Origin of the sequence: Haemophilus sp. HN_Hi16, assembly GCF_049823435.1 — a bacterium.
Lineage (GTDB): Bacteria > Pseudomonadota > Gammaproteobacteria > Enterobacterales > Pasteurellaceae > Haemophilus > Haemophilus influenzae_D.
On record NZ_CP187500.1, the window covers coordinates 1,287,297 to 1,301,165 of the forward strand.

At 37.1% G+C, this 13,869-nt stretch carries 11 protein-coding genes; 4 read left to right on the top strand and 7 right to left on the bottom strand.

The window, feature by feature from the left end; genetic code table 11:
- Positions 1–14: 14 nt before the first annotated feature.
- Positions 15–1,958, top strand: a complete 1,944-nt coding sequence (locus tag ACPT9C_RS06430) for an ABC transporter ATP-binding protein (protein WP_050949142.1) — start codon at positions 15–17, stop codon at positions 1,956–1,958.
- Positions 1,959–2,041: 83 nt separating this feature from the next.
- Here the strand turns inward: ACPT9C_RS06430 and ACPT9C_RS06435 are convergent, their stop codons facing one another.
- The 4 genes from ACPT9C_RS06435 to potA form a co-directional block, all read right to left on the bottom strand.
- Positions 2,042–3,124: an extracellular solute-binding protein gene (locus ACPT9C_RS06435; RefSeq protein WP_050949276.1), complete on the bottom strand. Its 1,083-nt coding sequence runs from the start codon at positions 3,122–3,124 to the stop codon at positions 2,042–2,044.
- A 129-nt stretch (positions 3,125–3,253) separates the two neighbouring features.
- Positions 3,254–4,024: a spermidine/putrescine ABC transporter permease PotC gene (potC, locus tag ACPT9C_RS06440; protein WP_050949143.1), complete on the bottom strand. Its 771-nt coding sequence runs from the start codon at positions 4,022–4,024 to the stop codon at positions 3,254–3,256.
- On the bottom strand, positions 4,024–4,884 hold the full coding sequence (gene potB / locus ACPT9C_RS06445; RefSeq protein ID WP_041175343.1) for a spermidine/putrescine ABC transporter permease PotB: 861 nt from the start codon (positions 4,882–4,884) through the stop codon (positions 4,024–4,026). The genes potC and potB overlap by 1 nt, the downstream gene beginning before the upstream one ends.
- The gene (gene potA / locus ACPT9C_RS06450) at positions 4,868–5,986 is read right to left on the bottom strand and encodes a spermidine/putrescine ABC transporter ATP-binding protein PotA (RefSeq protein ID WP_050949144.1); all 1,119 of its coding nucleotides are present in this window, start codon (positions 5,984–5,986) and stop codon (positions 4,868–4,870) included. The genes potB and potA overlap by 17 nt, the downstream gene beginning before the upstream one ends.
- 296 nt (positions 5,987–6,282) lie before the next feature.
- Here potA and pepT point away from each other — a divergent pair, with 296 nt between their 5' ends.
- Complete coding sequence (gene pepT, locus ACPT9C_RS06455; protein WP_050949145.1) at positions 6,283–7,521, top strand: peptidase T; 1,239 nt, start codon at positions 6,283–6,285, stop codon at positions 7,519–7,521.
- Positions 7,522–8,061: 540 nt separating this feature from the next.
- On the opposite strand, the gene ACPT9C_RS06460 is transcribed toward pepT, so the two are convergent.
- Positions 8,062–8,544 (bottom strand): Dps family protein, encoded by a 483-nt coding sequence (locus ACPT9C_RS06460; RefSeq protein WP_050949146.1) that lies wholly within the window; start codon positions 8,542–8,544, stop codon positions 8,062–8,064.
- Between the two features lie 274 nt (positions 8,545–8,818).
- Here ACPT9C_RS06460 and cdd point away from each other — a divergent pair, with 274 nt between their 5' ends.
- A complete protein-coding gene (gene cdd / locus ACPT9C_RS06465; protein ID WP_050949147.1) occupies positions 8,819–9,697 on the top strand; it encodes a cytidine deaminase in 879 nt (292 codons plus the stop codon).
- A 44-nt stretch (positions 9,698–9,741) separates the two neighbouring features.
- Here the strand turns inward: cdd and cmoB are convergent, their stop codons facing one another.
- Together cmoB and putP are read right to left on the bottom strand one after the other, a co-directional pair.
- Positions 9,742–10,707, bottom strand: coding sequence for a tRNA 5-methoxyuridine(34)/uridine 5-oxyacetic acid(34) synthase CmoB (gene cmoB / locus ACPT9C_RS06470; RefSeq protein ID WP_118879930.1), 966 nt, complete (start codon positions 10,705–10,707; stop codon positions 9,742–9,744).
- Positions 10,704–12,218: a sodium/proline symporter PutP gene (gene putP, locus ACPT9C_RS06475; protein WP_050949149.1), complete on the bottom strand. Its 1,515-nt coding sequence runs from the start codon at positions 12,216–12,218 to the stop codon at positions 10,704–10,706. The genes cmoB and putP overlap by 4 nt, the downstream gene beginning before the upstream one ends.
- Before the next feature lie 114 nt (positions 12,219–12,332).
- On the opposite strand from putP, the gene rng reads away from it, so the two are divergent.
- A complete protein-coding gene (gene rng, locus ACPT9C_RS06480; RefSeq protein ID WP_050949150.1) occupies positions 12,333–13,808 on the top strand; it encodes a ribonuclease G in 1,476 nt (491 codons plus the stop codon).
- Positions 13,809–13,869: the final 61 nt, after the last annotated feature.

A 13,869-nucleotide genomic window follows, 5' to 3' on the forward strand; every position in this document is an offset into this window, starting at 1 on the left:
TTTATGGGGCAGTTGTGGCATTAATTAGTTTAACCAATGGATACCTTTCTTTTAGCGATGCACCTTTATTAGATCACGCAGAACTACATATTGAACCGAATGAACGCGTTTGTTTAGTTGGGCGTAACGGCGCAGGTAAATCAACTTTATTGAAAATCATCGCAGGCGATGTGTTGATGGATGATGGCAAAATCCAATACGAAAAAGATCTTGTGGTTTCTCGTTTAGAACAAGACCCACCGCGTAATGCACAAGGCAATATTTTTGATTATGTTGCGGAAGGTGTAGAGCATTTAACGGATTTATTGAAAGAATATCATCATATTTCTGTTCAATTGGAAGAAAATTACAGTGATCAAATTTTAACTCAATTAGAACAGGTTCAAACTAAATTAGAACACGCTGATGGCTGGCGATTTGAAAATAAAATCAATGAAGTGTTGTTAAAACTGGGCTTAAATCCAAACACAAAATTATCCGCACTTTCGGGCGGTTGGTTGCGTAAAGCAGCATTAGCACGCGCATTGGTGTGCGATCCTGATGTGTTACTACTTGATGAACCAACCAACCACTTGGATGTGGAAGCTATTGAATGGTTGGAAAATTTCTTACTTGATTTCCAAGGTAGTATTATATTTATTTCTCATGACCGTTCTTTTATTCGCAAAATGGCAACACGGATTGTGGATTTAGATCGCGGTCAATTGCGGTCTTATCCAGGAAATTACGATTTATATTTAACCACGAAAGAAGAAAATCTACGCGTTGAAGCCTTGCAAAATGAATTATTTGATAAACGTCTTGCACAGGAAGAAGTGTGGATTCGCCAAGGTATCAAGGCTCGCCGTACAAGAAATGAAGGGCGAGTGCGAGCATTAAAAGCGATGCGTGAGGAACGCCGCCAACGCCGTGACGTAATGGGAACAGCCAAATTACAGTTAGATACTTCAAGTCGTTCAGGCAAAATTGTCTTTGAAATGGAAAATGTGAGCTATGAAATCGCAGGAAAAACCTTGTTAAAAGATTTTTCAACAACGATTTTACGTGGAGACAAAATTGCTCTTGTTGGGGCAAATGGCTGTGGGAAAACCACGTTCATTAAATTATTGTTGGGGGAAATTCAACCTACATCTGGCAAAATTCGTTGTGGTACCAAATTAGATATTGCTTATTTTGACCAATATCGAGCTGATTTAGATCCCGAAAAAACCGTGATGGATAATGTGGCAGATGGTAAACAAGATATTGAAGTTAATGGTGTAAAACGCCATGTGCTAGGGTATTTGCAAGATTTCTTGTTCCCACCAAAACGAGCCATGACGCCAGTTAAAGCCTTATCTGGGGGAGAGCGAAATCGTTTATTGCTCGCCAAATTACTGCTTAAACCAAATAATTTATTGATTCTTGACGAACCGACCAATGATCTCGATGTAGAAACATTAGAGCTTTTAGAAGAAATTTTGACTGATTATCAAGGTACATTGTTAATTGTGAGCCACGACCGTCAATTTATTGATAACACTGTGACAGAATGTTATTTATTTGAAGGCGAAGGATGTTTGAATAAGTATGTGGGTGGATTCTTTGATGCTAAACAGCAACAAACCAATTTCTGGGCAAGCAAAGCCGTAGAAGAACAGGCTAAAGCGAAGAAAACTGAATCGCTAAAAGAAGAAAATGCAGTGAAAAATGACCGCACTTCTAAGCCGAAATCCGTGAAACTTTCTTATAAAGAACAACGTGAGTTAGAACAACTTCCACAATTATTGGAAGAGTTGGAAACTAAAATTGCCGAACTTCAAGCTGAAATTGCCGATCCTGCTTTTTTCCAACAATTTCACGATATTACTGATGCTAAATTAAAAGTATTATCGGATGCTGAAGCTGAATTAGAAAAGGCATTTTTACGCTGGGAAGAATTGGAAGAAAAGAAAAATTTGGCTGACGGTAAAGCTTAAAAAAATAACGCCCGAAAGGGCGTTTTTATTTAGAGGAAATATCTCACAGAATTAGATTTTAATTCTGTGCTAATTATGACCGATTATTTTGCAGCTTTTAATTCTTGATAATATTGTTCATAGAATTGAATTGCATCGCCAACGTCATCTTGCCAGTGACTATTTTTTAATACATCAGCTGACGGATAAATCGCTGGATCTTCAGTGATTTCTTTTGGTAATGCTTTTTTCGCTTCAATATTTGAGGTTGGGTAACCGATAGCTAAGGTTAATTTTTCAGCTGTTTTTTTCCCTAACATGTAGTTAATCAGCTTGTGTGCGCCTTCAGAATTTTTAGCTGTTGCAGGAATTGCAAGAGTATCAACCCAAAGTACAGGACCCTCTTTTGGGAATACCATATTTAGAGGTGCTTTTTCTTTTTTAGCAATACGTACCGAACCATTCCATAATTGACCCACTTCCACTTCGCCTGAGATGAACGAGTTAGCTGGGTTATCGGAATTGAAAGAAAGTACATTTGGACGTAATTTCAATAATTCTTCATAGGCTTGTTTGATAATTGCTGGATCTTGAGTATTTGGATCTTGACCAATTTTCAATAAAGCAATGTTGAATACTTCACGTGCATCGTCTAATAACTGAACTTTGTTTGCAAATTCTGGTTTCCATAAGTCTGCCCAAGAAGTGAATTGTTCGCCTTTGTAGGTGTTGGTATTGAATGCAATACCTGGTGCACCTAAAAGTTGTGGAAGAGAGTATTTGTTACCTTTATCATAAGGTTTATTGAGCCAATCAGGATCTAATTCTTTAATAACAGGTAATTTGCTGTGATCAAGTTCTTTTAACATTCCTTCGCGTGCCATTTTGGAAACGAAGTAGTTAGAAGGTGCGATAACATCATAGCCACCAGACTCGCCTTGAGTTTTGAGTTTTGCGTACATTGTTTCGTTTGATTCTAGGCTTGAAACGATAACTTTGATGCCAGTTTCTTTAGTAAACTCATCTAAAAGACCATCTGGTACATATTCAGTCCAAGTGTAGAGATACACAGTGTCATTAGCAGCAGCCGTAGCTTTTGCAGTTTCTTGCTTAGCATCTTTATCGTTGCAAGCGGTTAAAGTTGCAGCTACGAAGCTGGCAGTAATTAAACCTGCAAATTTTTTCATTTTTGTTTGTTCTCCTGTTAAAGAGTCGTAAAAAACCACCTGCCGAATGACAGGCATAAAAAAACGCCTTGATTGTGCGTCAAGGCGTATTCTATTTTAAATTCAAAGGTTTGTGAAACCTTTTGTTAATTAATGGTTATTTTTTCGTGTAATTAGCTGGCTTAAAACGACAAGAGCTAATGAAAGCACGATCATAATCGTTGCTAAAGCATTAACTTCAGGTGTTACACCGGTTTTCACTAGAGAGAATATTCTCAATGGTAAGATTTCATAACTTACACCACTGACAAATGATGAAACCACAACATCATCTAATGAAATAGTGAAACTTAATAACCAACCAGATACAACTGCAGGTAATGCTAAAGGAAGGATAATTTTACGTAAAATGGTCACTTCACTTGCGCCTAAGTCTTTCGCCGCTTCTAACATTCTGGAATCAAAGCCATTTAAGCGAGAGAAGATAGTTACGGTCACATAGGGTAAACAGAAGGTCACATGGGCTAGTAATAAAGACCAGAAACCTAATGAAATACCGACAATCATAAATAACGCAAGTAAAGATACTGCCATTACAATATCTGGAGACATCATAACGACAAATAGCATACCGCTTACTGCTTGTTTACCGCGGAATTTATAGCGGTAAAGTGCGATTGCAGTTAATCCACCTACAATAGTAGCTAGTGTAGCCGCAAAAAATGCAATAGTTACCGAATGAATCGCAGCTTGTATTAAGGTGTCGTTATTAAATAAACGCTCGTACCAATTCCAACTAAAGCCTTTCCAGCTTAAACCATAACGATCTGAATTGAAGGAATTGGTTACCAAGATAATAATTGGGATATACAAATAAGCGTATACCACAAACATAAATGCTTTACGTAGTAAACGACTCATTATTCTAACTCCACTTTCTTATTCAATAGTTTGTTCGCGCGGTAGTACACGAAAATCAACAATGCCATTAGAACAGTTAAACCAATACTGATTGCAGAACCAAATGGCCAGTTACGAGAAATTAAGAATTCGCTCTTAATTACGTTCCCCACTAGTAATACTTTTGCTCCACCAAGTAGGTCTGCTACATAGAACATTCCCATTGCTGGCAATAATACCAATAAACAACCTGCAATAATGCCTGGCATAGTTAATGGTAAAATCACTCGGAAGAAACGTTGGAATGCATTTGCGCCTAAATCTCTTGCAGCCTCTAATAAGCGACCGTCTAATTTTTCAATCGCAGAGTAGAGTGGCAAAATCATAAATGGCAATAGCAAATAAACTAATCCAATGATTACCGCAATTTCAGTATTCAAAATGCGAACGGGTTCACTCAAAATTCCCATGTCTATCAACATGGTGTTAAGCACACCTTTCACACCGAGAAACACTTTCATTCCATAAATACGAACCAATGAGTTTGTCCAGAATGGTAAAACCACAAGGAACAATAAGAGCGGTCGATATTTAGGATGAATTTTGCTCATCATAAAAGCAAATGGATAACCTATTAGTAAGCAAATAATGGTGGCGATGCCCGACATAGACAATGAATTCCACACAACTTGTGCATAAAGTGGATTAAACAAGTTTGTATAGTTTTCAACAGTAATTGGGAACGCATAAAAGTTGCTACCGTCTCGAGTCAGAAAACTGACGGCGAATACCAACAAGTTTGGAATCAACACAAAGAAAATGAGCCAACTGAAGATAATCGCAACAGTAATTTTCTGGAATTTATTATTGATTATCTTCATCGTTGAGAACAACCTCCCAGCCCTCATGCCATGTAATGCCTACGCGCTGACCTACGCTATGATCCATATATGGATCGTCTTCATTAAAGAATTCACTTACAAGGACACGCATTCCGTTATGATCAAACTCTACCGTTGATTCTAATGTCATTCCTTTATAAGTGCGGTCAATAATATGACCGATAATCGCTTTAGAATGTTCATTTTCATCTAATTCTTCAATCACAATATCTTCAGGGCGAAGGAGTACTTGAAGTTTTTGCTCTTTCTCAACAGGCATGTCTGTGTAAATATCACAAACTCGACCTTCAACATTCGCCAGTACAACTTGTTCTGATTTACGTTCAATCACAGTGGCTTCAAATACGTTAATTTCGCCAATGAAACGAGCAACGAATAAGTTCGCTGGATCTTCATAGATTTCACGTGGAGAACCATCTTGTGCGATTTTACCTTTACGCAATAATACGATACGATCAGACATTGTAATCGCTTCTTCTTGATCGTGTGTGACGAAAATAAAGGTAATGCCAAGCTGACGTTGTAACATTTTGAGCTCTTGTTGCATTTGTTTACGCAATTTGTAATCTAATGCAGATAAAGACTCATCAAGTAACAACACTTTTGGTTTATTTACTACGGCACGAGCGATAGCAATACGTTGTTGTTGTCCGCCAGAAAGTTGAGTTGGCTTACGATCAGCCATTTCTTCTAACTGTACCATACGCAAGGCTTCTAAAACACGCGGTTTAATTTCCTCGTTTGGTACTTTTTGCATACGCAAACCGAAAGCTACGTTCTCAAAAATTGTCATATGTGGAAATAGCGCATAGCTTTGGAATACTGTATTAATATGACGTTTTTCCGCTGGCACATTGGTAATATCTTCGCCATCTAAAATAATGCTACCTGAATCCAATTCTTCTAAGCCTGCAAGTAAGCGTAAAACTGTGGTCTTACCACAGCCTGAGGGGCCAAGAATAGTGACAAATTCACCGTTATTAATTGTAAGATTGAAATCGTTAATAATAGTGTTAGAACCATAGGATTTTTTGATTGAACGAAGCTCAATAATAGGCTTGTTTTGAAGCTGATTTTCCACTAGCTTTGGTTTTCTCCCTAATTTCACCAATGATTTGGTACTGAGTAGAAATAAAACCTGCAAGACTGCAGGGGCGACATATAAAAATAGACGCCTATGATATAGTGAATTGTTAATAATTAAAAGGACTTAATGCCTTAGAAAGTAAAAAAACTGCCATTCATAAAAATAACGAGAAATTTAACCGCACTTTCGATGTATTTTACTTCGTTAATTTTATAAATATTGTTATATATCAAGATGTTTTCTATTTTTCTCGTTAAACTAAAAAAGATATTTTTAAAAGGAGCGAGAATATGATTTCTCAAACAGATAAAACAGAACTTTTAGAACGATTTTTACATTATGTGTCTTTTGACACCCAATCAAAACCTCATGCTAAGCATTCCCCTAGCTCAGTTGGACAAATGAAGTTAGCCATGCAGTTGCAAAAAGAGCTCACCCAACTTGGTTTAGAGAATGTTGAAGTAAGTAAATACGCGGTGGTGACAGCATTTTTACCCGCTAATGATCCTAACTTAACGAAAACCATCGGTTTAATTGCGCATCTTGATACGTCTCCGCAATGTAGAGGCAAAAATGTACGCCCCGAAGTGATAGAGCAATATCGTGGCGGAGATATTGCATTAGGTATTGGCGAGGAGTTTATTAGCCCTGTTTATTATTCTTTTATGCAAAAATTGGTAGGACAAACGCTTATTGTTGCCGATGGAACCACTTTGCTTGGGGCGGATAATAAAGCGGGAATTGCAGAAATTATGACCGCACTTTCCATTCTTCAAAAAGAGAATATTCCTCATTGCAATATTCGTGTTGCTTTTACGCCTGATGAAGAAATTGGTTTGGGAATCCATTATTTCCCAATGGAAAAGTTTTCCTGTGATTGGGCATATACTATTGATGGGGGAGAAGTAGGGGAATTAGAATACGAAAACTTTAATGCAGCAACGGCAAAAGTGCGGTTTTTCGGGCGAAATATTCACACAGGTTATGCAAAAGGAAAAATGCTGAATGCACTGACTTTAGCTTGTGAGTTCCAGCAAATTTTTCCTGTTGATGAAGTACCAGAAAAAACGGATGGGAAAGCGGGCTTTTATCATTTAGAAGATTTTTCTGGCGATATTGAGCAAGTAGATCTCACTTATTTGATTCGTGATTTTGATGAGCAGAATTTCGCACAAAGAAAAGCTTTTATTAAAAGTCAGGTGGAAAAATTTAATGCTAAAAAAGGTTTGAAAAAGCCTATTGAGTTAGAAATTCAAGATAGCTACCAAAATATGTATGATGTGGTAAAAAACGTTCCTCAATCAATTGAACTTGCTGATCGCGCAATGAAAGCGGTGGGAATTAAACCAAATCATAAGCCGATTCGAGGTGGTACAGATGGGGCATTTTTAGCATCTGAGGGTTTAGCATGCCCAAATATTTTCACGGGTGGTTATAATTTCCATAGTAAACACGAATTGGTTTCTTTACAAGGCATGGAAAAGACGGTTCAAGTAATTATCGAAATGCTGAAATGTAAAGATTTGTAAAGAAATGTAAAGATTTTTCTTGCTATTTTTTACAAAGCCAATATAATGGTGGCGTTTTATCAAGATTCCTTTGATAAGCTAAACTTTAAAGATTTTATTCATAAATTCCTTTTTGATGCCCCTAATTATTTAGGGGCTTTTTTTATCTAATTGGACAAGAAATAATAAAATAGCTAACAAATTTAATATTTCTTCATTTTAAATTATTTTTATCGTATTAATTTAAGTCTAAATTCTCAAGAATATATTTTATCAACTAAAAATAGTTAATAATCACAATTTTTAACGCTCTACAATATTTATTTCTATAGATTTATTTACTGATTTAAAAAACGTTAAATTTAGTGGCTAAATTGACTAAATTAGTTTAAAGAGGTCGCTGTGAAGAATAGGTATAAGAGTTTCCTATTCTAAATAGGAAACTCTTACTTTTGAGGTAATTTGTTAGATCAAGTTTGATCTTAGACAAATTAAATTTATCTAACTTTATTGAGTTAGATTGATTGCAGGTTAGTTTTCGTTAGCGTTGAAATTTATTCATTAAGCGTGACAAGTTTGGCAAGCTGCTTGGAACATCCATACCAATTTTTCTTGTTCTTTAATGTAGTCACTCATTTGTGATGCAGTACCTTCATCATTAGCATTATTTGCAAAAGAAAGAATTTCACGTTGTTGATCTAGCAATGTTTTTAGACCTTGTAATGTACCTGATAAACACTCTTGTGCGTTACTTACTGCAATATCTTCTTTAATTCGAGATATTTTTAAGTATTGGCTGTAAGCATTATTTGGTGTGTAACCTAAAGTTAAAATACGTTCAGCCACTTCATCAACTCTAGCAATTAAATTAGTATAAATTTCTTCAAATTTTGCGTGTAATGCAAAGAAGTTTACACCTTTAATGTTCCAGTGATAGCCTCGCACATTAGTATAGAAAACTTGGTAGGTTGCAAGTAATTCGTTAAGTTTATTGGCTAATTCTGCTGACTGAACTTTATCTAGTCCGATTGATGTTTTTGACATAATAATTTCCTTTTTCTAGTTAAATAATTGAGCTAACGCCCTCCCTTTGGTATGGGTATTATACGTTTCTATAATTTGCAGTGAAATTGTTCTATTCAATATAATTGATAGCCTTAGCCTTATTTGTTAATAAATTGTAATAAATAAAAACTATCAAAATAAGTGATCAAGATCACAGTTTTAATGAATATTTAATCAAACTATCGCGGCTAACAGTAAATTTTGATTTAATAGGTACAGTTATAATTTTTAATATTTTTTCTAAGGATATGTTATGCAAGAACTTATTAAGCACGCCTTGCCACAAGATGATGCACTCAATCAAGCTATTGTGAATGAACTTCGTTCACAAAGTTGGGCTGGTTTTTTAAATTATTCCCAAGTGCAACTGCTTTGTCGTAATTTTGAACTTACATCACTAAAATTAGCTATGCACTTGTTGCCACTTGCCGCAAGTTATAGTCATACTGCTATTTCTCATTTTAATGTGGGGGCAGTTGCTATTGGCGAACAAGGGGATTTTTATTTTGGTGCGAATCAAGAATTTGCTAATTCAGCCATTCAGCAAACGATTCACGCGGAACAAAGTGCAATTTCTCACGCTTGGTTGCGTAATGAACGCCGTATTTCAGATATGGTAGTCAATTATACGCCGTGCGGGCATTGTCGTCAATTTATGAATGAATTGCACGGTGCTGAAAAAATTTCAATTCATTTGCCGCATAGTCAAAATAATCCATTACATTCTTATTTACCAGATGCTTTTGGACCGAAAGATCTCGATATTGCGGCGCATCTTTTGGCGGAAGAAAATCATCATTTAGTTGCAGATCATCAAGATGATTTGGTTAATCGAGCTATTTTGGCTGCAAATCAATCTCATTGTCCTTATTCAAATAGTCCGCACGGCATTGCGATTTTATTTAAAAATGGTGATGTGGTGACAGGACGTTATGCAGAAAACGCCGCATTTAATCCGAGTTTGCCAGCGTTGCAAACCGCACTTAATTTTGCGTATTTAAATGATAAAAAATTGAGTGATATTGAACGAATAGTGATGGCTGAAAAAGCATTAAAACTTAGCCATAAAACGATGGCTGAAACCTTATTATCCACATTAACTTCAGTAGAATTAGAGTATTATTCGTTGTAAATATGAAACGCGAGTAAAATAAAAAAGGGAATAATTTCCCTTTTTTATTTATTCGCTAAAATTACCGCTCTTTTCGGTGCTTGATAACCTTCAATGGTTTTACTGTGATCATTTGGATCTAAGAAATCAATTAGACTTTCATTTTCCAACCAATCAGTTTTACGCTGTTCTTCTAATGTAGTTGTCGCTACATCAACACAACGTACGTTGGTAAAGCCAGCTTTTTCTAGCCAGTTGATTAGTGCGGCGACAGAGGGGATAAAATAAACATTTTTCATTTTTGCATAGCGATCTGCTGGTACGAGTACAGTATTTACATCGCCATCCACCACTAAGGTTTCTAATACCAATTCGCCACCTTTTACCAATTGATTTTTCAACTGGCTTAAATGATCTAATGGGGATTTACGATGATAGAGTACGCCCATTGAAAATACAGTATCAAATGCCGCTAATGGTTGCATTTGCTCAATACCAAGTGGGATAAGATTTGCTCGACGATCATTATTAAGCAGCTTGCGTACGGCTTCAAATTGGCAAAGGAAAAGCTCGGTAGGATCAATCCCCACCACCATTTTTGCGCCTTCGCCTACCATTCTCCACATATGATAACCGCTGCCACAGCCCACATCTAAAATAGTGCGACCTTGCAAGGGCGATAAGTGAGGAAGAACACGATCCCATTTAAAATCTGAACGCCATTCACAATCAATATGAATGCCAAAAAGATGATAAGGCCCTTTTCGCCACGGCATTAATTGCTTTAAATGATGGATAATTCGTTGTTTTTCTCCTGTTGAAAGGGGAAAAGTGCGGTCAGATTTCACCGCACTTTTTAGATCGATTTCGTCAGCTTGTAAATCAGGCAAAAAATCAACAATTTTGCGCCATTTCGCATAATCAGCGTGAGTTTGATTTTCCCACTCTTTTAATTGGCGCGGTAAGGTTTCTAACCAGTCTGATAAATTTGTGGTCGCAATTTGTTGATAAAAAGGGCGAAAGTCGATCATTTTGCTTCCTTATAAGCCTTTTCTGCTTTATCAAAGGTATTAAGAATATCTTGTTCTGGTTTATTGGAAAGTAATGAAATAACAATAATTGCAAGGCTGGCGAAGGCAAACCCCGGGATCATTTCATATACTTTAAACCAATCGGTATCAGTTGGAATAATTTCTTTCCATGCAAATACTGTCACTGCGCCTACCAGCATACCTGCCATCGCGCCCGATGATGTCATTCGTTTCCAGAAAAGAGAGAAAAGTACAACAGGGCCAAATGCACTACCAAAACCAGCCCAAGCGAATTCTACAAGTTTTAATACTTTGCTGTTTTCATCTTGTGCGATCCAGATAGCAAATGCAGCAATCACTAAGACCATTATTCTGCCAAGCCATACGAGCTCTTTTTCTGAAGCCTTAGGGCGAATAAAACCTTTGTAGAAATCTTCAGTGATTGAGCTTGAAGAAATTAATAATTGCGCACTTAATGTACTCATTACAGCGGCTAAAATAGCTGAAAGTAATATACCTGCGATCCAAGGATTAAATAAAAGTTTAGCTAATTCAATAAAAACCTGTTCTGGTTCGCGATTAACTGTGCCTGCAATAGCTGGATTTGCAAAGAAATACGGAATAGCGAATAAGCCAATGCCAATTGCACCTCCTAAGCAAAGCACCATCCAAGCCATACTAAGACGACGAGCTTTGATAAGTGATTTGACAGAATCTGCAGCCATAAAGCGCGCTAAAATATGCGGTTGCCCGAAATAGCCTAATCCCCAAGCGGCAAGGCTTAATAAACCAAGTGGTGTGGTAGAAGTAAATAAATCCGTGAAATCTTTATTTACTGCAGCCTCAGCTTGTTCTAATACGGCGGAAAATTGAGCGGTATCAGTGAAACTTAATAACACAAAAACAGGGGTTAAAATTAATGCAAAAATCATTAATGTCGCTTGAATGGTATCTGTCCAGCTTACCGCAAGGAAACCTCCGATGAACGTGTAAGCAATGGTTGCCGCTGCGCCGTACCAAAGTGCGGTGGAATATTCCACAGAAAATATATTTTGGAATAATTTTGCACCTGCCACGACACCTGAAGCACAATAAATAGTAAAAAACACTAAGATAATCGTAGCAGAAACAAGTTTTAATAATTTGTGTGATGAACCAAAACGATTATGAAAATATTCTGGGAGAGTGAGGGCATTATTATTTAATTCTGTATAAACACGCAAACGACCAGCCACTAAAAGCCAGTTAAAATAAGCCCCGATAGTTAAACCAATAGCAATCCAGCCTTCAACTAAGCCTGATAAATATACCGCACCCGGTAAGCCCATTAAAAGCCAACCAGACATATCTGACGCACCTGCTGACATTGCGGTGACAAAGCTGCCTAAACGACGTCCACCGAGAATGTAATCTGATAAATTATTCGTGTAATAATAGGCGAGTACGCCAATTAGTAACATTCCGAAAATATAAATAGTAAAAGTAATAAGAGTTGGGTCGAATCCAAACATTATATCAGTCCAAAATGGGTTAAAATTTCAGAAAGGGTGCATTTTACCTTATTTCGGGCTATTATTCTATTTAGACTAAATATTTGATGAAATTTAAGAAATTAGGAATATAAAATGGATGCTGTCGAGTTATTGATGAACGTAACGCCTAACGAAACACGCATTGCGCTAGTCGAAACAGGAATGTTGCGCGAAGTGCATATTGAACGCCAAGCCAAACGAGGAATTGTCGGAAATATTTATAAAGGTCGTGTCACTCGAGTGCTACCGGGAATGCAATCTGCTTTTGTTGATATTGGTTTGGAAAAAGCCGCTTTTTTACACGCCGCTGACATTGTATCTCACACGGAATGTGTAGATGAAAATGAACAAAAGCAATTTAAAGTTAAGAGCATTTCAGAATTAGTACGAGAAGGGCAGGATATTGTAGTACAAGTGGTGAAAGATCCGCTAGGCACAAAAGGCGCGCGTTTAACAACAGACATCACATTGCCATCACGTTATCTTGTTTTTATGCCAGAAAATAGCCACGTAGGCGTTTCACAACGTATTGAAAGCGAAGAAGAACGCGCCCGTTTAAAAGCATTAGTTGAACCATTTTGTGATGAACTTGGCGGTTTCATTATTCGTACCGCCACAGAAGGAGCAAGCGAAGAAGAATTACGTCAAGATGCTGAATTTTTAAAACGCTTATGGCGTAAAGTCTTAGAGCGTAAATCTAAATATCCAACCAAATCAAAAATTTACGGAGAGCCAGCTCTACCACAACGCATTTTGCGCGATTTTATCGGTACAAACTTAGAAAAAATTCGTATCGACTCTAAACTTTGTTTTGGCGAAGTGAAAGAGTTTACCGATGAATTTATGCCTGAACTAAGCGATAAACTTGTGCTTTATTCTGGCAACCAACCTATCTTTGATGTGTATGGAGTTGAAAATGCGATCCAAACAGCGCTAGATAAACGTGTTAATCTCAAATCGGGTGGCTATTTAATTATCGAGCAAACGGAAGCCATGACCACCATTGATATTAATACAGGTGCATTTGTAGGGCATCGTAATCTAGAAGAAACCATCTTCAATACCAATATTGAAGCAACTAAAGCCATCGCGCAGCAACTCCAACTACGTAATCTTGGCGGCATTATCATTATTGATTTTATTGATATGCAAACAGATGAGCACCGCAATCGAGTACTAGAATCTTTATGTGATGTGCTTTCTAAAGATCGCGTGAAAACCAATGTGAATGGGTTTACGCAATTAGGTCTTGTAGAAATGACCCGTAAAAGAACTCGTGAAAGTCTTGAACACGTGCTATGTGATGAATGTCCAACGTGCCATGGCCGCGGTCGAGTGAAAACTGTTGAGACTGTTTGCTACGAAATTATGCGTGAAATTATTCGGGTTTATCATTTATTCAGCAGCGAACAATTTGTTGTTTATGCCTCGCCAGCGGTTTCCGAATATCTGATTAATGAAGAATCTCACGGTTTGCTACCAGAAGTGGAAATGTTTATTGGCAAACGCGTTCAAGTGAAAACTGAGCAATTTTATAATCAAGAACAGTTTGATGTGGTTGTTATGTAAATGCTGCTTCAAAAAAGTGCGGTAAAAATTTTTAAGATTTTCACCGCACTTTTTATGTATA

Coding starts and splice junctions, on each gene's coding strand:
- ACPT9C_RS06435 (WP_050949276.1), bottom strand. CDS start 3,124: ATGAAAAAATTTGCAGGTTTAATTACTGCCAGCTTCGTAGCTGCAACT.
- potC (WP_050949143.1), bottom strand. CDS start 4,024: ATGAGTCGTTTACTACGTAAAGCATTTATGTTTGTGGTATACGCTTAT.
- potB (WP_041175343.1), bottom strand. CDS start 4,884: ATGAAGATAATCAATAATAAATTCCAGAAAATTACTGTTGCGATTATC.
- pepT (WP_050949145.1), top strand. CDS start 6,283: ATGATTTCTCAAACAGATAAAACAGAACTTTTAGAACGATTTTTACAT.
- ACPT9C_RS06460 (WP_050949146.1), bottom strand. CDS start 8,544: ATGTCAAAAACATCAATCGGACTAGATAAAGTTCAGTCAGCAGAATTA.
- cdd (WP_050949147.1), top strand. CDS start 8,819: ATGCAAGAACTTATTAAGCACGCCTTGCCACAAGATGATGCACTCAAT.
- cmoB (WP_118879930.1), bottom strand. CDS start 10,707: ATGATCGACTTTCGCCCTTTTTATCAACAAATTGCGACCACAAATTTA.
- putP (WP_050949149.1), bottom strand. CDS start 12,218: ATGTTTGGATTCGACCCAACTCTTATTACTTTTACTATTTATATTTTC.
- rng (WP_050949150.1), top strand. CDS start 12,333: ATGGATGCTGTCGAGTTATTGATGAACGTAACGCCTAACGAAACACGC.